General features: G+C 59.9%; 15 protein-coding genes. 6 read left to right on the top strand and 9 right to left on the bottom strand.

All coding sequences use genetic code 11. The features are described from left to right. Nucleotides 1-38 precede the first annotated feature (38 nt). The 4 genes from mrdA to BN1936_RS02415 form a co-directional block, all read right to left on the bottom strand. Nucleotides 39-1,982: a penicillin-binding protein 2 gene (mrdA, locus tag BN1936_RS02400; RefSeq protein WP_232422053.1), complete on the bottom strand. Its 1,944-nt coding sequence runs from the start codon at nucleotides 1,980-1,982 to the stop codon at nucleotides 39-41. Nucleotides 1,983-2,000: 18 nt separating this feature from the next. Further along, entirely contained in the window at nucleotides 2,001-2,558 is a 558-nt protein-coding gene (gene mreD, locus BN1936_RS02405; protein WP_049686561.1) for a rod shape-determining protein MreD, read from the bottom strand. Beyond that, nucleotides 2,555-3,457: a rod shape-determining protein MreC gene (mreC, locus tag BN1936_RS02410; protein ID WP_022443069.1), complete on the bottom strand. Its 903-nt coding sequence runs from the start codon at nucleotides 3,455-3,457 to the stop codon at nucleotides 2,555-2,557. The genes mreD and mreC overlap by 4 nt, the downstream gene beginning before the upstream one ends. Before the next feature lie 75 nt (nucleotides 3,458-3,532). Further along, entirely contained in the window at nucleotides 3,533-4,582 is a 1,050-nt protein-coding gene (locus BN1936_RS02415; RefSeq protein ID WP_022443070.1) for a rod shape-determining protein, read from the bottom strand. Between the two features lie 252 nt (nucleotides 4,583-4,834). On the opposite strand from BN1936_RS02415, the gene gatC reads away from it, so the two are divergent. From gatC to gatB, 3 genes are read left to right on the top strand one after another with little or no spacing between them, the layout of a single operon-like run. Next, nucleotides 4,835-5,125: an Asp-tRNA(Asn)/Glu-tRNA(Gln) amidotransferase subunit GatC gene (gatC, locus tag BN1936_RS02420; RefSeq protein ID WP_022443071.1), complete on the top strand. Its 291-nt coding sequence runs from the start codon at nucleotides 4,835-4,837 to the stop codon at nucleotides 5,123-5,125. A 7-nt stretch (nucleotides 5,126-5,132) separates the two neighbouring features. Continuing rightward, entirely contained in the window at nucleotides 5,133-6,590 is a 1,458-nt protein-coding gene (gene gatA, locus BN1936_RS02425; protein ID WP_049686562.1) for an Asp-tRNA(Asn)/Glu-tRNA(Gln) amidotransferase subunit GatA, read from the top strand. Between the two features lie 23 nt (nucleotides 6,591-6,613). Continuing rightward, a complete protein-coding gene (gene gatB, locus BN1936_RS02430; protein ID WP_022444590.1) occupies nucleotides 6,614-8,062 on the top strand; it encodes an Asp-tRNA(Asn)/Glu-tRNA(Gln) amidotransferase subunit GatB in 1,449 nt (482 codons plus the stop codon). 71 nt (nucleotides 8,063-8,133) lie between these two features. On the opposite strand, the gene pyrE is transcribed toward gatB, so the two are convergent. Continuing rightward, a complete protein-coding gene (pyrE, locus tag BN1936_RS02435) occupies nucleotides 8,134-8,811 on the bottom strand; it encodes an orotate phosphoribosyltransferase (RefSeq protein WP_049686670.1) in 678 nt (225 codons plus the stop codon). Between the two features lie 201 nt (nucleotides 8,812-9,012). On the opposite strand from pyrE, the gene BN1936_RS02440 reads away from it, so the two are divergent. Both BN1936_RS02440 and BN1936_RS02445 read left to right on the top strand, forming a co-directional pair. Continuing rightward, complete coding sequence (locus BN1936_RS02440; RefSeq protein ID WP_022444588.1) at nucleotides 9,013-9,717, top strand: pseudouridine synthase; 705 nt, start codon at nucleotides 9,013-9,015, stop codon at nucleotides 9,715-9,717. Then, a complete protein-coding gene (locus tag BN1936_RS02445; RefSeq protein ID WP_022444587.1) occupies nucleotides 9,714-11,075 on the top strand; it encodes an AmpG family muropeptide MFS transporter in 1,362 nt (453 codons plus the stop codon). Before BN1936_RS02440 ends, BN1936_RS02445 begins: the two co-directional genes overlap by 4 nt. Here BN1936_RS02445 and BN1936_RS02450 read toward each other — a convergent pair. After that, complete coding sequence (locus BN1936_RS02450; RefSeq protein ID WP_022444586.1) at nucleotides 11,065-11,670, bottom strand: YecA/YgfB family protein; 606 nt, start codon at nucleotides 11,668-11,670, stop codon at nucleotides 11,065-11,067. The two genes, BN1936_RS02445 and BN1936_RS02450, sit on opposite strands and share 11 nt — an antisense overlap. Nucleotides 11,671-11,728: 58 nt before the next feature. On the opposite strand from BN1936_RS02450, the gene BN1936_RS02455 reads away from it, so the two are divergent. Further along, nucleotides 11,729-12,136, top strand: a complete 408-nt coding sequence (locus tag BN1936_RS02455; protein ID WP_022444585.1) for a DUF1840 family protein — start codon at nucleotides 11,729-11,731, stop codon at nucleotides 12,134-12,136. Here BN1936_RS02455 and BN1936_RS02460 read toward each other — a convergent pair. Genes BN1936_RS02460 through BN1936_RS02470 form a run of 3 tightly spaced genes read right to left on the bottom strand, consistent with a single transcriptional unit; the run spans nucleotide 12,133 to nucleotide 15,700 of the window. After that, on the bottom strand, nucleotides 12,133-12,789 hold the full coding sequence (locus BN1936_RS02460; protein WP_022444584.1) for a response regulator: 657 nt from the start codon (nucleotides 12,787-12,789) through the stop codon (nucleotides 12,133-12,135). The genes BN1936_RS02455 and BN1936_RS02460 overlap by 4 nt on opposite strands. A 23-nt stretch (nucleotides 12,790-12,812) precedes the next feature. Then, nucleotides 12,813-15,104 carry a HAMP domain-containing histidine kinase gene (locus tag BN1936_RS02465; RefSeq protein ID WP_049686564.1) on the bottom strand — a complete coding sequence of 764 codons (2,292 nt, stop codon included), beginning with the start codon at nucleotides 15,102-15,104 and terminating at the stop codon, nucleotides 12,813-12,815. Beyond that, a complete protein-coding gene (locus BN1936_RS02470) occupies nucleotides 15,101-15,700 on the bottom strand; it encodes a DUF4390 domain-containing protein (protein ID WP_022444582.1) in 600 nt (199 codons plus the stop codon). Before BN1936_RS02470 ends, BN1936_RS02465 begins: the two co-directional genes overlap by 4 nt. Nucleotides 15,701-15,709 lie beyond the last annotated feature (9 nt).

The following is a 15,709-nucleotide window of genomic DNA, read 5'->3' on the forward strand; positions in this document are numbered from 1 at the left end:
AGATATCCACAGTCTGCGGACGGTCTGGAAATCTCCGGTCATGGTTTTGCCTCCGCGGCGGTTTTCGGTGTCTGATCGCGCAGGTACTGGGGCGGGGGAAGACCAAGGCTGTTCTTGCCGAGGAGCCAGTAGTCGAGCGCGGCGCGCGCGATAGGCGCGGCCGCTGTGGCACCGAAGCCGCCGTTCTCCACCAGAATGGCAAGCGCGATGCGAGGCTTGGCGGCCGGCGCAAAGGAAATGAAGAGGCCATGGTCGCGGTGAGCCTTGGCGAGGGCGGCGGCGTTATAGCGGGCGCCCTGCGCGATACCCACTACCTGCGCGGTGCCGGTTTTGCCCGCCGCGATGTAGGGGGCGCCGCGGAAGGCGCCGGCAGCGGTGCCAACCTGGGTCACGGTCGTCATGGCGTCGATGATGAATTCAATGTTCTTCTTCGACACCGGCATTTCTTTCCGATAGGTCGACTCCATTTCCGTCGACTTATGGGTCTTCGGGGCATAGATCGATCTCACGAGGTGTGGCTGTAGAGCGACGCCGCGATCCGCGAGTGTCGCCACAGCGTGCGCGAGCTGCAGGAGCGTGAAGGCGTTGTAGCCCTGGCCGATGCCGAGCGAAATGGTGTCGCCGACAAGCCATGGCTTCTTGAACTGCTTCTCCTTCCAGGCGGCGTTCGGCAGGATACCCTGCTGCTCGCCAAGCAGATCGATGCCGGTGAGCTGCCCGAAGCCCCACGGCTCCATAAAGTCATGGATTCGTTCGGCTCCGAGGTCATGTGCGAGCTTGTAGTAATAGATGTCGCTTGACACAGTAATGGAGCGCTTCAGATCGAGAATGCCCTTATGAACCCGGGCAGCATCGCGGAACTTGTGCCCGCCGAGCTCATACACGCCCTGGTCATTGATTGTCGTGGAGGGCGTGATGACACCGTACTGGAGACCGGCAAGCGCCATGAAGGGCTTGTAGGTCGAGCCGATCGGGTAGATGCCGCGCATCGCGCGGTTGAGGAGAGGCTTCCGGGGCGAGGTGTTCAGCTGATTCCAGGTGTCGTAGTCAATGCCGTTCAGGAAGAGATTCGGGTCGTAGGTCGGCTTGCTCACGAAGGCGAGAATTTCGCCGGTCGAGGGATCGATCGCGATCATGGCGCCGGCTTCAGCGCCGAACGCCTTTTCCACCACCCTCTGCAGATTGAGGTCGATCGACAGCGTGAGGTTCTTGCCCGGCACCGACGGGGTCGATTCCAGATAGCGGACCGGACGGCCGCCGGCCGTCACTTCGAGCACGGAGAAGCCGGGCTGACCGCGGAGCGCGTCCTCATAGGTTCGCTCGATACCGACCTTGCCGATGTTATAGGCGCCGCGGTACAGATCCTCCTGGCCGTCCTTCTCGATCCGCTTCGCGTCACTCTCCGAAATACGGCCCATATAGCCGAGGAGATGGGCTCCGACCTGACCGAACGGGTACTGACGGAACTCACGGGATGCGAGCTCAACGCCCGGGAAGCGCCACTTCTGCACGAGGAACCGCGCCATCTCGTCCTCGGTGAGGTCAAGACGGATCGGCACCGGATCGAAACGCTTCGACTCGGAAAGCAGCCGCTTGAAGCGCCGGATATCGGTCTGAGAAATCGGAATCACCTTGGAGAGGCGCTCGATCAGCGTATTCAGTTTCTCTTCGGTTTCAGTCGGTGTGATTTCAAGTGAGTACGACCAGTAATTCCGGGCCAGAATGATGCCGTTCCGGTCTATGATGAGGCCGCGGGAAGCCTGCACCGGGATGCTCACGGTGCGGTTGCTTTCCGCCTGTGTGGTGTACTGATCGTGGCAGATCACCTGCAGCCAGATGAAGCGTCCGACGAGTATCAGGAAGCAGAGACCGAAAAAGAAGACGGCAAAGATCCCCCGCCGTCTGAATTCAGCCATGCCGAATTCAGACGTGCCGGAAGAGCGGCGATGCCTCCGTTCCCTGAAAAGCTTCTTCATTCTCATAGTGTGCCGCCGCGCCGCTTAGAGCGGACTCGTATCGTCATTCTTCGATTTCCGCTGGGGAATCAGAAGAATCCAGGTCCATAGCGGCCAGAGGAGCGCCGCGAGTAGGCTCCCGAGGAACCAGCTCCAGCCCGGCCAGGCTCTTACAGCCATGCTTCGGATGAGGAAGACGATCGCCTGCGTGGCGAGGAAGAGCGGCAGAATGTGGACCGCCTGCGCGAGCGGGCTGAACCAGGACAGACGCTTGCGCGACCGGACTGCCATATAGGAAAGAATCACATAGGCGAGCGCGTGCTGCCCGAGCAGCGATCCCTGCTGGACGTCGATCAGGATGCCGCAGAGGAACGCGATCAGCATGCCCACCCAGTTTGGCTGGCGCAGAGTCCAGAAGAAAAGCGTAACCGCCACAAAGTCAGGCACCCAGGCCGCGCGGTGCAGCACGAAGTCGAGCAGGATGCTCACCAGAATGGTGGCACCGACCCAGAGCGGATTCGCGGGCTGCAGGATGTATTCCCGGGGCTGCGTGGCAATGGTGGACGGAGAGGGGGACGGGAAGAGCGTATTCCAAAGACTCACGGTTCGTCCTCCTTCGGCGCGCTGCTTTGCGGAGCGTCGGGTTTCGGCGTGTCACCCGCGTAGGGATCCTTCACGAGACCGACCATCACGTAGCGTCCGACTGACGGCACAGCGCTCAGCCTGACCGTGACATGCGCGAACGCGTCGCCCGGCACCTTTTCGACACTGACCACAGTGCCGACCGGCATATGCGGCGGGAAGACCCGGTCGAGACCGGAGGTCTGCACGGCGTCGCCCTTCTCAATATCAGCCGCGGCCGGCACATACTGCAGCTCAACGATATGGTCGTTGCCTGTGGCGGTCGTCGCGCAGCGGATGCCGGAGCGGGGCAGCAGCACCGGGAACTGAAGCGCAGGGTCAGAGAGGAGGGTGATTTCGGACTGGTCGGCTCTGACGCGGGAGATCTGTCCGAGAACACCGTTTTCATCAAACACCGGCATGCCGGGCTCGAGCTTATCCTTGCTTCCCAGATTGATATCCAGGTGATGCGTGAAGGCGTCAGCGGTTTCCCCCTGGATCACGCCGACAAGCGAACTGATGTGAACCGAGCTGCGGACACCGGCCATTGACTGAAGCTGAGCGTTTTCGGCCTTCAGGCGATTGAATTCGAGAAGGTCAAAACTGAGCTGGGCGTTCTTTTTCTTCAGCTGCTCGTTCTCCTCCGTGAGGGAACTGACCGTCGTGAAGAATTTACCGCCGGACGCGATGGCGTCAACAGTCCCTTCCGTCACCGCTTCCGCGGGACGGATCACATAGGATGCGATGCTCTCTCTGAATGCTTCCAGGGTCTGCATCTTTCCGTCGACCAGCATGAGAACGACGGAAAGGCTGGCAAAGATGGCCAGCCGCATTCCCGCGGGAAGGCCCTGTCTGAAGAGGGCCGGCGTGCCGTTATCCATGGGAAATGTAACTGATAAGGGGAATGGATCCCCAGATGTGTGAAGCCGGAGATTCCGGCTTCACAGGGATGACTACTAGCCGTACGTAAAGGCGGTGTGGAGCCGGTCGATGTTTTCAAGAGCGATGCCGCAGCCCTTGACGACGCAGTTGAGAGGTTCTTCGGCGATGTGAACCGGAAGACCCGTCTGCTCCTGGAGCAGCTGATCGAGGTCGCGCAGCAGCGCGCCGCCGCCCGTGAGCATCATGCCGCGTTCAGCGATATCGGCGCCGAGTTCCGGGGGCGTCTTTTCGAGAGCGGTCTTCACGGCGCCCACGATCTGGTTCAGCGGCTCGGTCAGCGCTTCAAGGACCTCGTTGCTGTGGATCGTGAAGGTGCGCGGAACGCCTTCGGAAAGATTGCGGCCCTTCACCTCGATCTCCTTCGCTTCGGAGCTCGGGAAGGCGGAGCCGATTTCCATCTTGATCAGCTCAGCCGTCGGCTCGCCGATCAGCATGCCGAAATTGCGGCGGACGTAGGAAACGATCGCCTGGTCAAACTTGTCACCGCCCACGCGGACGCTGCCCGAGTACACCATGCCGCCGAGCGAGATCACGCCGACCTCAGTCGTGCCGCCGCCGATGTCAATCACGAGAGAACCGGCCGCTTCCGACACCGGAAGACCGGCACCGATAGCGGCAGCCATCGGTTCCTCAATCAGGAAGACTTCGGAAGCGCCCGCGGCCTCAGCGCTCTCCTTGATCGCGCGGCGCTCAACCTGCGTGGAGCCGCAGGGAACACAGATAATGATGCGCGGATTGGGAGCGAACAGCTTATTGGGCTTCACCATGCGGATGAACTGCTTCAGCATCTGCTCGGTGACGGTGAAGTTGGCGATCACACCGTCCTTCATCGGACGGATGGCCTGAATGTTGCCCGGAACGCGGCCGAGCATCTGCTTGGCCGAGTGGCCAACGGCGTGAATCGTGGTTTTGCCGTTGGGCCCGCCCTCCTGCCGGATTGCGACAACGGAAGGCTCATTGAGAACAATGCCCTTGCCCCTCATATAAATGAGCGTGTTGGCGGTGCCAAGGTCGATGGCGAGGTCATTGGAGAAATAATTGCGGAAAAGGCTCATGCCGAACATACTGGAAATCTCATTAGAGAGCCAAAAAAAGGTAGCCTATTGTATCCGCTGCACTGTTTGATCAGTGACGGGATTTGAGAGGGATTCTATTTAGCGGATGAAGGGGACTACCGTCAACTAATCAATGATAGACTAAGCAATGGCCTGGTGCCCGTTCGCGACACATTTTTTTCCTAAAAATTGTTCATTTCAGTAACCGTCCCCCGGTTACAGCGGGCCGAGTGTTTCTGTATAAAACGAGAATATTTCATCATGTCCCTTTCGAAGGATGATGTCCTGCATGTGGCCAATCTGGCGCATATCGATCTGTCTGAATCCCAGATACTGCAGATGCAGGGCGAACTCAATGACATTTTCAAAATGATTGAGGAAATCCGCGCCGTGAACACGGATGGCGTTGAGCCCATGCTGCATCCCCATGACGGCGCTGAGCGGCTCCGCGAAGATGTGGTCACGGAAACGGATATTCGTGAAAAAGCGTTTGTGAATGCCCCCGAAACATGCGACAGCATGTTCCTTGTTCCTCAGTACGTGGAGTCGTGAGATCAAGATGATGGATGTTACGCACTGCTCTGTCGCCGAGCTGGCGGCAAAGCTTCAGAATAAAGAGATTTCTGCCGTTGAAGTTGCGCAGCAGTATCTTGACCGCATTGAAGCCCATAAGGATCTGAACGCCTTCCTCGACGTCCGTCCTGAGGAGACGCTCCGTCAGGCGGAGGCCGCCGACGCCCGCATTGCGAAGGGTGAAGCGGGTCCGCTGACCGGTGTCCCGATCGCTCATAAAGATATTTTTGTGACCCAGGAATGGAATTCCACCGCGGCCAGCCGCATGCTCGAAGGCTATCGCAGCCCGTTCGACGCCACCGTGGTTTCCAAGCTGAAGTCTGAAGGCATGGTGTGCCTCGGCAAGCTGAACTGCGACGAGTTCGCGATGGGTTCGGCGAACGAGAACTCCGCCTACGGCAAGTGCTTCAACCCCTGGGATCCTCAGGCGGTGCCGGGCGGCTCGTCCGGCGGTTCCGCGAGCGCTGTGGCGGCCCGTCTCGCCCCGATCGCGACGGCTACCGATACCGGCGGTTCAATCCGCGAACCGGCGGCCTTCACGGGCGTCACGGGTCTGAAGCCGACTTACGGCCGTCCCTCGCGTCTCGGCATGATCGCTTTCGCGTCGAGCCTGGATACCGCGGGTCTCATGGCCCCGGCTGCCTCTGATATCGCTTCTGTCCTCTCCAAGATGGTGGGTTACGACCCGAAGGATTCGACGAGTGTCGACCTTCCGGCGGAAGACTTCACCCGCGGTCTCGGCAAGGATCTCGCCGGTCTCCGCATCGGTGTGCCGCGCTCCTGGTTCTCCGACCGTCTGAATGAGGAAGTCCGCGTGAGCATCGACAAGGTGATCGCGTTCTACCGCGACCACGGCGCCGTGATTGTGGATATGGATCTTCCGACCGCGCGTCTCGGCGTGCCGGTTTACTACGTGGTGGCCTGCGCTGAAGCGAGCTCCAACCTCTCGCGCTACGACGGCATCCGCTACGGCTACCGCGCGAAGGACTGCAAGACGATGGATGAGCTCATCCGCCGCAGCCGCAATGAAGGTCTCGGCGCTGAGCCGAAGCGCCGCATCATGATCGGCACCTATGTGCTGTCGCATGGCTACTACGACGCCTATTACCTGAAGGCTCAGAAGGTCCGCCGCCTGATCGCTGACGAATTCCGCTCGGCTTTCGCTTCTGTTGACGCGATCATCTCCCCGGTGGCCCCGGGCGTCGCCTATAACTTCGGTGAGAAGAGCGATCCGGTGTCCGCCTACCTCGGCGACCTTTACACGGTTCCGGCTTCTCTCGCGGGTCTCCCCTGCATGAGCGTTCCCTGCGGCTTCGCATCGAACGGCCGTCCGATCGGTGTGCAGCTCACCGCGGCTCCCTTCCAGGAAGCCCGCCTGCTGCAGCTCGCGGACGCCTGGCAGCGCGAAACCGACTGGCACCTCCGGGTTCCGGCGGGTTACTAACAGTGGATGGAGAGTAAGCAAACATGCAATGGGAAGTGGTCATTGGTCTTGAGACTCACGTTCAGCTCTCGACCCATACGAAGATTTTCTCCGCGGCTGACAATGGCTTCGGCGGTGAACCGAACTCGCACGCCTGCGCGATCGACATGGCGCTGCCTGGCGCCCTTCCGGTTCTGAACCGCGAGGCGGTGATCCGCGCGGCTCAGTTCGGTCTCGCGATCGGCGCGAAGGTGGCTGAGCGCTCGGTTTTCGACCGCAAGAATTATTTCTACCCGGATCTGCCGAAGGGCTATCAGATCAGCCAGTTCGAACTGCCGATCGTGCTCGGCGGCAAGATCTCGTGTCTCGTCACGCCGAAGAAGAAGGATCCCTACGTGAAGGTGGTGGATCTGACGCGCGCTCATCTTGAAGAGGACGCCGGCAAGAGCAATCACGGCATCCGTCCGGGGCAGACCGGCGTTGATCTGAACCGCGCCGGTACGCCGCTGATCGAAATCGTGACGGAACCGGTCATGCGGTCTTCTGATGAAGCAGTGGCATACGCCCGCGCGCTGCATGCGCTCGTCGTGTGGCTCGGCATCACGGAAGGCAACATGCAGAACGGTAACTTCCGCTGCGACGCGAACGTCTCCGTCCGTCCGAAGGGCGAGGAGAAGCTCGGCACCCGCTGCGAAATCAAGAATCTGAACAGCTTCCGGTTCCTGCAGGCGGCTATCGACTACGAAGTCGAGCGTCAGATTGAACTGATCGAAGACGGCGGCACCGTGGTTCAGCAGACCCGCCTCTACGACCCGGATAAGAACGAAACCCGTCCGATGCGTTCGAAGGAAGACTCCATGGATTACCGGTACTTCCCGGATCCGGATCTTCTGCCGTGCGTGCTGTCAGCTGAGGAAATCGCCGGTCTCAAGGCGAATCTCCCCGAGCTGCCTCAGCAGATGTTCGAGCGTCTCCAGAAGGAAGACGGCCTTTCCGAATACGATGCCGGTATTCTCACGTCGAGCCGCGGCGTCGCGCAGTACTACGACTCCCTCGCGCACCAGGTGAAGGATAAGAAGGCTGCCGCGAACTGGGTGATGGGTGAAGTGAGCGCCGCTCTCAATCAAACGGAAGGTCTTACGATCGAGAACGCTCCGGTGTCTCCCGACACGCTCGCCGCGATCATGGGCCGTGTCTCTGACGGCACGATCAATCTGAAGGGCGCGAAGAAAGTCTTTACCGCGATCTGGGAGGGCGAACAGCCGGATGTCGACGCTCTGATCAGTAAGCTCGGTCTCAAGCAGATTTCCGATACGGGCGCGATTGAAGCGATGGTGGACGAAGTTCTCGCGAAGAATGCCGCCATGGTGGAGCAGTACCGCTCCGGCAAGGAAAAGGCGTTCAACGCTCTCGTGGGTCAGGTTATGAAGGCCGCCCGCGGCAAGGCTTCTCCGGCTCTTGTGAACGAGCTCCTGCATAAGAAGCTCGGCTGAGTGTCAGTTTTCTGAAGCCGAAAAAAAAACGGGGCATTGCCCCGTTTTTTTATGGCCTGATGAAAAGTGAATCAGGCGCCGTAGCGGTTGCGGTACGCAGTGACCGCTTCCGTGTGGGAGGTGAATTCCTGTGCCGCGTCAGAACCGCTCTTCAGGAATTCAAGCAGGTTCGTGAGGTTCGCGATCGACACGACAGGAATCGAGAAAGTCTTTTCCACATCCTGAACAGCGGAGGTCTCAGTGACCTCCTCAGCGTTGCCGCCCTTCTCCATGCGGTCAAGCGCGATAGCGACACCGGCGGGGATCGCGCCGTTGTCGCGGATGATCGCGATCGACTCGCGGATAGATGTGCCGGCCGAGATGACGTCATCCACGATCAGCACGCGGCCTGTGAGCGGGGAACCAATAATGGTGCCGCCTTCGCCGTGATCTTTCTTCTCCTTGCGGTTGAAGGCCCAGGGCAGGTCGAGACCGAGGCGGGAAAGATTGATCGCGATAGAGGCAACAAGAGGAATGCCCTTGTAGGCCGGTCCGAAAAGCATATCGAACTGAAGCTCACCGGATTCACGCTTCTCCAGAATCTTTTTCGCGTAGAAGGCACCCAGGCGGTCGAGGAGGGAGCCGGTGTTGAAGAGTCCGGCGTTGAAGAAGTAGGGCGAAAGGCGGCCGGCCTTGGTCTTAAATTCGCCAAAGCGAAGCACGCGGGCCTTCAGTGCAAATTCAATAAAGTCGTGTTCGAGAGTCGTCATCTTGGAGTTGCCGAGCGAATCGCGGAGGGTCTTCTCCGCGGATAGAAAAAATTTCCCGCCTATCTTAACAAACCGCCGCACCGTCAAATTAAGTGCGCCGGGGCCGGGCCTTTCGGGGAGATTCAGGGGGAACCGGGCCTGAAAAGCTTTACGATATAACCAACAGTTTTTTCAACCGCTCGAGCGTACGGACACATATCCATGAATTTTGAACAGATGCTTTTTTCCCAGGGTTTCGGCACACGGCGCGACTGCCGCGATCTGATTCTTTCAGGCGACGTTTCCTGGAACGGCGCCGTGGTTGAGGATCCGTATGAGGAGGTGGAGCCCGAGGGGAAGAGCTTCGTTGTGAAGGGCGAGACCTGGCCCTTCTTTGAAAAGGCGATCATCGCGATGAATAAGCCGGAAGGCTACGAATGCTCGATGAAGCCGTCCTTCCATCCGAGCGTTCTCACGCTGCTCCCCGCGCCGCTCCGCAACCGGAATATTCAGCCGGTCGGAAGACTGGATGAAGACACCACCGGACTCCTCATTCTGACAGACGACGGCGCTTTCCAGCATTACCTTATCCATCCGAAGCATCATGTGGCGAAGATCTACCGCGCGGTGCTGAAGCACCCGGCGGAAGAGTCACTTGTGAAGCAGCTGCTCGGCGGCGTGCTTCTGAAGGATGAGCGGACGCCGGTCGCCGCTTCTGACTGCCGGATTACGGGTGAGCGAGAGATTGAGCTCACGCTGGAGCAGGGCAAGTATCACCAGGTGAAGCGGATGGTGGCCGCAGCCGGGAACCGCGTTGAGACACTCACCCGTATCCAGTTTGGGGCGCTCACGCTTCCCGAGGATCTGAAGCCGGGCGAGTGGAAATGGATCAGCAGCCGCGCTGAAATCACGGGGAAGAAGGCATGACGGGCGGGCGTTTCGCGAAGCTCGCGGAAGATCTGCGGGTCTATCTGACGGGTCCCAGCATCCGGATGTTTTTTCTCGGATTCAGTTCGGGGCTGCCGCTGCTTCTCGTGCTCGGAACGCTCTCCTTCAGACTGCGTGAGGCGGGAGTCGGACTCGCCACCATCGGCTTCATGTCCTGGATCGGTCTCGTCTACGCGATGAAGTGGGCCTGGGCGCCGTTTGTCGACCGCTGTCCCATTCCGTTCCTCACGAAGCACCTCGGGCGGCGCCGGGCGTGGCTCATCGTCGCGCAGAGCTGCCTCCTTGTCGGCCTCTGCCTGATGGCGGTGATTGACCCGGCGAAGAATCTCACGGGGATCATCGCCGGTGCGCTCTTCACGGCCTTTGCTTCCGCCACGCAGGATATCGCGCTCGATGCCTATCGAATTGAAAGCGCTGACGCGAGAAGCCAGGGTGTGCTCGCGGCGTCCTATCAGTTCGGCTACCGAATCGCCATGATCTGGGCGGGAGCGGGAGCGCTAGGAGTGGCCGCGGCGGTGGCTGGGGTCGATGCCGTGGGCTACAGCGCGAGAGCCTGGGAGATGGCGTATTTCGCGATGGCGGCCTCTGTCCTTGTCGGCATGGTGACAGTGCTTCTGTCACCGGAAAGCCCTGCGCAGACCCCGAAAGAAATCCCGGCCGCGAAGGGCCGGAGGCGGACTCCGGCTGAACTCCTGAAGGAACTTTTCCTCGCGCCGCTTTTTGATTTCTACCGCCGTTTCGGTGTCTGGACTTTTGTGCTGCTCGCGCTTGTCGCGACCTACCGGGTGTCAGACGTCGTGATGGGAATCATGGCGAACCCGTTCTACGCGGATATGGGGTTCACGAAGGCTGAGGTCGCGGTGGTGATCAAAGTGTTCGGCATCATCATGACGCTGGCAGGCACCTTTATCGGCGGTATTGTCGTCCTGCGGATGGGGGTGATGACCGCGCTCTTCCTTGGCGTGGTGCTGTCTGCCGCGACGAATCTCCTCTTCTCAGCGCTCGCGCTGATCGGTCACAGTGTCGCCTTCCTGACCGTGACCGTGAGTGCTGACAATCTGGCGGGAGGGCTTGCGAGCGCCGCGTTCGTGGCGTTCCTTTCCGGTCTCACCAGCAAGGAATTCTCCGCCACGCAGTACGCGCTTCTCTCCTCCATCATGCTGCTGCTTCCGAAGGCGATCGCTGGGTTCTCCGGTCTGATGGTGGAGGGGATGGGCTACAACCGGTTCTTCATGTTCACAGCGGCGCTCAGCATCCCGGTCGCGATCCTCGTGGTGCTCGCGAAGCGCTGCGGCATGCTCTCCGCGGAGGAGAGCGCGAAACCGCCTACTCCTTGATCGTGAAGCCGCGGGTGACTTCCGCGATTTCCGCGACGCACGCCACGAGATCGTCGAGAGACTCTTCCGGTGTGCTTAGCGGGGAGTCGCTGTCGAGCCCCTGAATGGTTTCCGCGAGATCGCCCTGAAGCTCAGGGGGGAGGTGACGCAGAATGCCGAGCACCGCGCCGCCGACCGCCTTGTTCTGGACGGCGCCGAGCGCCGGGAAGAGTTCCATCGAGCGAAGGAACCCGACCGCGAAAGGCGCGAGGCTGTCGCCCGCGTCCGGTTCCTCATCGTCGATCAGGATGATCGGATCGATCGGAGTCCGGGTGGAGAGACGATGGTCAATCTCTTTGTAGCGGTTGAAGAGCAGTGATTCGAGCCGGTAAAGAGAGTCCTCGTCGGCATTCTGAGGCTCCTTTCCTTCCGCGCTGACAATCCAGGGCATCCAGCGCTCGGGTAAGATCTCTTCCGGGCTCAGAAGCAGTCCTGTGAGGTAGCCGTCCGCTTCATCGGATGACATGGCCCCGCAGTCCTCAGGCAGGCCTGCGAGCAGGTCCTCCAGCTCGACGAACTCATCATCGCTCAGGGCAGGTACGGTATTTTTTTTCATAAGATCGATGCGCTCCGGCAGTTTTGGATGTCTTGTATTTTGAATTAGAGGTTAGTGTATGGCATTAGTTCGGTTTCATTCCAAGGCGGGTGGAGATTTCTTTTTCATGCCGGACACCCAGAAGCAGGTTTTCAAGGTGCTGGGGCGCCCCTGTACGGCAAGCGGTGCCATTTCTCCTGAAGAAGCGAAGGAGTGGATTGCCATTCTGGAGAATGCCATCAGCCGCGAAAAGGCTGACGATAAGAAGCGTGAGGAGGATCGGAAAGCCCGCGCGAAGCGTGTGGCGGAATCTTTCCGCACGCAGGCAGTGCATCCGGCGTCGCTTTTTGATGAAGAGGAGAAACTTGAAGAGGAAGACCGCGTGCAGCGATCCCATATTCCTCTCGGGGCCCGCGCCTATCCTCTGCTTCAGCTCCTGAAAGCCGCGGTTGAGGAAAACGAAATGGTGATGTGGGGCGTGCCTTAGGCCGTCTTTTCCTTCGCGGGGAGAGCGATCTCCAGCTGCTTCAGCTTGCGGTAGAGATGAGTCCGTTCGAGCCCTGTCCGGGCGGCTACCTTCGACATGGAGTAACTCTCTTCCTCCAGTACGCTCTGCAGATAGAGCTTTTCGAATGAGTCACGGGCTTCCCGGAGTTCAAGCGTAAAGGGGATCGTGGCGAGCTCGTTTCCATTGTGGCCGTAAACCACGGCCTTCGCTTCCGATGACTCGGAGTGTTCCTCCGCGTTCTGCTGCTGGGACTCTGTGTCGGATGGAGGTTCCTGTGCGAGAGCATTCGCGACAGAAGTCAGCAGGCGCTGCATGGAGATCGGTTTCTCGAGGAAATCAAAGGCGCCGAACTTTGTTGCCTCCACGGCAGTATCAATGGTTGCGTGTCCGGACATCATGATGACCGGACAGTGGATCAGATGCTGGGAGGAAAGCTCGCGCAGCAGCGTGACGCCATCCGTATCCGGCATCCAGATGTCGAGCAGAATCAGGTCAAGCGGATTCTCTTCAATCAGCTTCCTCGCCTGCCCGGCATCCTCAGCGGTGAGCACATCGTGTCCCTCATCCTCCAGGATCTCCGAGAGCAGTTCCCGAATGCCGACCTCGTCGTCCACTACCAGAAGTTTTGCCATCTGTTGCTCCTTAAAGCCGTGCGTCAGCTGTCCTGACTGACCCTGAATGCGATAGTGACCAGTGCACCGCAGACACGGCCTTCCTGATCGGTTCGATTGGCGATTTTGATATCCGCCTTGTGTTCATCCACGATCTTCTTCACCATCGGCAGGCCGAGACCCGTGCCGGTCGCCTTCGTCGTGATGTACGGTTCGAAGGACTTGTGAAGAATCGTGGGCGAGAACCCGGTCCCATTGTCGGCCACCCGCAGAAGAACTCCGGTCGTCCGGCCGCCGTCCTTCATTGCTTCAGTCGAGATCACCACTTTGCCGTCTGTCCGGCCGGACATCGCGTCGAGCGAATTGCTGACCAGATTGTGCAGCACCTGCCGCAGCTGAGCCTCATCCGCATAGATCCGGGGAATCGACGGATCGACCTGGACGGTGACCGGTTTCCCTGCCTGCCGGTAGAGATCTCCGACATCATCCAGCAGCGCATTAAGGTCTGTCGGCAGCAGTACGGCGGGCGGCAGTTTCGCGTAGTTGCGGAAGTCATCCACCATCTGCTTCATAGCGGAAACCTGCGTCACGATTGTCGAAATGCTCTTCGACAGCAGCTTGGAATCCGCCTCATTCAGTTTACCGGAGAGCTTCATTTCGAGCCGCTCGGCAGCCAGCTGAATCGGGGTGAGCGGGTTCTTGATTTCGTGCGCGAGGCGCCGCGCGACTTCGCCCCAGGCCATGGCGCGCTGCCCCGAGATCACCTGAGTCATATCGTCGATCACAAGCACCAGTCCGTCAAGCGGCACAGGCTGCGAGAGATGCAGGTGAGAGGCGCGGACAAAAAGCGTAATGGGAGTCTGGGAGCCGATCCGCGCGAGTTCAATCTCGCGGTGAAAGTCCTTGGTCTCTTCAGACGGATGCGAGGGTTCGGTGAGGAGGTTTGCGATCACCGAGCAGATCTGCGGCGCCACGGTTTTGAGCGACGCGTCTTTGGCCGCGATATCGGATCCCAGAATGCGGGCGGCGCCTTCATTCGCTGTGACGATAGTCATGTCACGGTCGATCACAACAACGCCTGATGAAAGGTTCGAAAGGACGCTTTCCAGATACTGGCTTGTCTGCTCCAGCTGTTCGGTTCTCGTCCGGACTTTCTTCTGCGCTTCGGCGAGCTGCCCGATCATGTCATTAAAGGACTGCGTGAGCATGTTGATCTCATCGCTGCCTGAGAATTCGTGAATCGGACTCAGATTGCCGCCGGCAACACGTCTCGTGCCGCGGGCGAGCTGCCGCAGCGGATCCACCATCATCTGGGCGTAGGCGATCGCGGCGATGAAAGCCCCGAGGACCGCCATCAGCATGCTGACCGTGAGTGACGCTTTGAAAAGCGAGCGGAGGCTGTCGCGGCTCAGCACAAGCTCCTGATAGTCACGGAAGCCATTTGTGACGGAGGAAATGTTTTTCTCCAGCTCCGCCGGGAGCGGTTCCTGCGCGATCAGATAGTAGGAGTTCGGCTTCAGCTGCGTGAGTCCCGGTTTCTGAACGCGTCGTTTCGGTGCGTCAGGATCCTCAGGCTCCCAGCTGAGACCGAGAGCCGAGTCCTGGATCGCGATCGGCGCGATCGCGAGAATGTGGATTGTCGGGTCAGAAACGGAAGAGTCCTCGGACTGCTCCTCGAGCAGCGAAGAGTAGGAACCGCGGAGCCGGGCGACCGACAGGTATTCGGCTGCAGGCATCTGGATTTTCAGTGTCGGACTGGTCAGTGCGGTCGTCAGAATTTCGCCCTTGCCGTTCGCGATCATGACGTTCGTGAGACCGTAGCGCTCGCGGAGGCGCGGGAGATCGATTTTCCACTCAAACTGAGGCTGATCGGCGAGTGCGTAGCCAAGAATCCGCACGCGTTCCGCGGTCTGTTTCCGGAGATTTGCGAGCGCGGTGCGTGACAGGTTGACGCCCGAGTCGAGCGCGTGTTCCACCCGGACATTGAACCAGGAGTCAATGGAGCGGCCGATGAAACGCGAGGACACTGCGTAGAGCAGCAGGCAGGGGAGAACCGCGATCAGCGTGATCTGGATCGTCAGCCGGAGCGTCATCTGGGAGCCGAACTGATGGCGGCGCCATTGCAGGAAGAGCCGGATGCAGAGCCAGGCGGTCAGAATGACGAGCACGGAGGCCGCCACGAGGTTCAGCACCATGAGCACGAGGAAGTACCGGTCCAGCAGGCTCGAATTGGTACTCGCGATCACGAGCAGCGCTACCAGCGCGATGACAGTGAGCGGGACGGCGAAGAAGATCTGGCGGTAGGCCTTGGAAACTCTGGAAGTATCCGTCTTCATGGCGACACCACTGACGGCGAAATCGGAATGCTGACCCAGTCAGAGGTGAGATCCCAGTCGGCGGCACCGAGCTGGAGCGGACGCGGCAGCCGGCCCCGGTCAAGCCGGAACCTGAGACGGGCTGAGTAGTCCTGGAAGCTGCCGGAAATCGTTCTCGGACCCGCAACGTTCCAGTGCCGGATGGCGGCGAGCGTACTCAGCGCATCCTGAAGCGAGGAGAAGGAGAGCGAGAGGCCGTTTCCTCCCAGGTGATACTTGCGTGTGAGAAGGCTGTAGGTGAGCCTCTTCGTTGTAGAAGCGGAGGCCACTTCCTTATCGGTCCAGTACCAGCGCTTCTTCGTGAGCTCGAACTCGGTGACGAAGTAAAGCGCCACGCCGCGTTTCAGGGACTCCTCAGCCTGAGTCGGCAAATGCAGGGCAAAGTTGGCATTGAGGTAGAGCCCGGGAGTTTCTCCCGGGGCCTCCTTGGTGAGATTCCCCGAGGTGTAGAAAATGCCTGCCTCAACCGCGCCGGACGCAGTCGGCCACGCGGCTGCGGTAAGCGCGGCCGCGAGGATGAAAAGGAATCTCTGCAGAACCGATGCGATGTTTGCCATTGTGGCCTG

The organism is Dakarella massiliensis (assembly GCF_001182045.1).
GTDB lineage: Bacteria > Pseudomonadota > Gammaproteobacteria > Burkholderiales > Burkholderiaceae_F > Mesosutterella > Mesosutterella massiliensis.

Bases quoted from the DNA above. Each gene is read 5' to 3' on its own strand.
- BN1936_RS02470 (WP_022444582.1), bottom strand. From the start codon at position 15,700: ATGGCAAACATCGCATCGGTTCTGCAGAGATTCCTTTTCATCCTCGCG.
- BN1936_RS02415 (WP_022443070.1), bottom strand. From the start codon at position 4,582: ATGTTCGGCATGAGCCTTTTCCGCAATTATTTCTCCAATGACCTCGCC.
- pyrE (WP_049686670.1), bottom strand. From the start codon at position 8,811: ATGACGACTCTCGAACACGACTTTATTGAATTTGCACTGAAGGCCCGC.
- gatC (WP_022443071.1), top strand. From the start codon at position 4,835: ATGTCCCTTTCGAAGGATGATGTCCTGCATGTGGCCAATCTGGCGCAT.
- gatB (WP_022444590.1), top strand. From the start codon at position 6,614: ATGCAATGGGAAGTGGTCATTGGTCTTGAGACTCACGTTCAGCTCTCG.
- BN1936_RS02440 (WP_022444588.1), top strand. From the start codon at position 9,013: ATGAATTTTGAACAGATGCTTTTTTCCCAGGGTTTCGGCACACGGCGC.
- mrdA (WP_232422053.1), bottom strand. From the start codon at position 1,982: ATGAGAATGAAGAAGCTTTTCAGGGAACGGAGGCATCGCCGCTCTTCC.
- BN1936_RS02445 (WP_022444587.1), top strand. From the start codon at position 9,714: ATGACGGGCGGGCGTTTCGCGAAGCTCGCGGAAGATCTGCGGGTCTAT.
- BN1936_RS02455 (WP_022444585.1), top strand. From the start codon at position 11,729: ATGGCATTAGTTCGGTTTCATTCCAAGGCGGGTGGAGATTTCTTTTTC.
- mreC (WP_022443069.1), bottom strand. From the start codon at position 3,457: ATGGATAACGGCACGCCGGCCCTCTTCAGACAGGGCCTTCCCGCGGGA.
- BN1936_RS02450 (WP_022444586.1), bottom strand. From the start codon at position 11,670: ATGAAAAAAAATACCGTACCTGCCCTGAGCGATGATGAGTTCGTCGAG.
- BN1936_RS02460 (WP_022444584.1), bottom strand. From the start codon at position 12,789: ATGGCAAAACTTCTGGTAGTGGACGACGAGGTCGGCATTCGGGAACTG.
- BN1936_RS02465 (WP_049686564.1), bottom strand. From the start codon at position 15,104: ATGAAGACGGATACTTCCAGAGTTTCCAAGGCCTACCGCCAGATCTTC.
- gatA (WP_049686562.1), top strand. From the start codon at position 5,133: ATGATGGATGTTACGCACTGCTCTGTCGCCGAGCTGGCGGCAAAGCTT.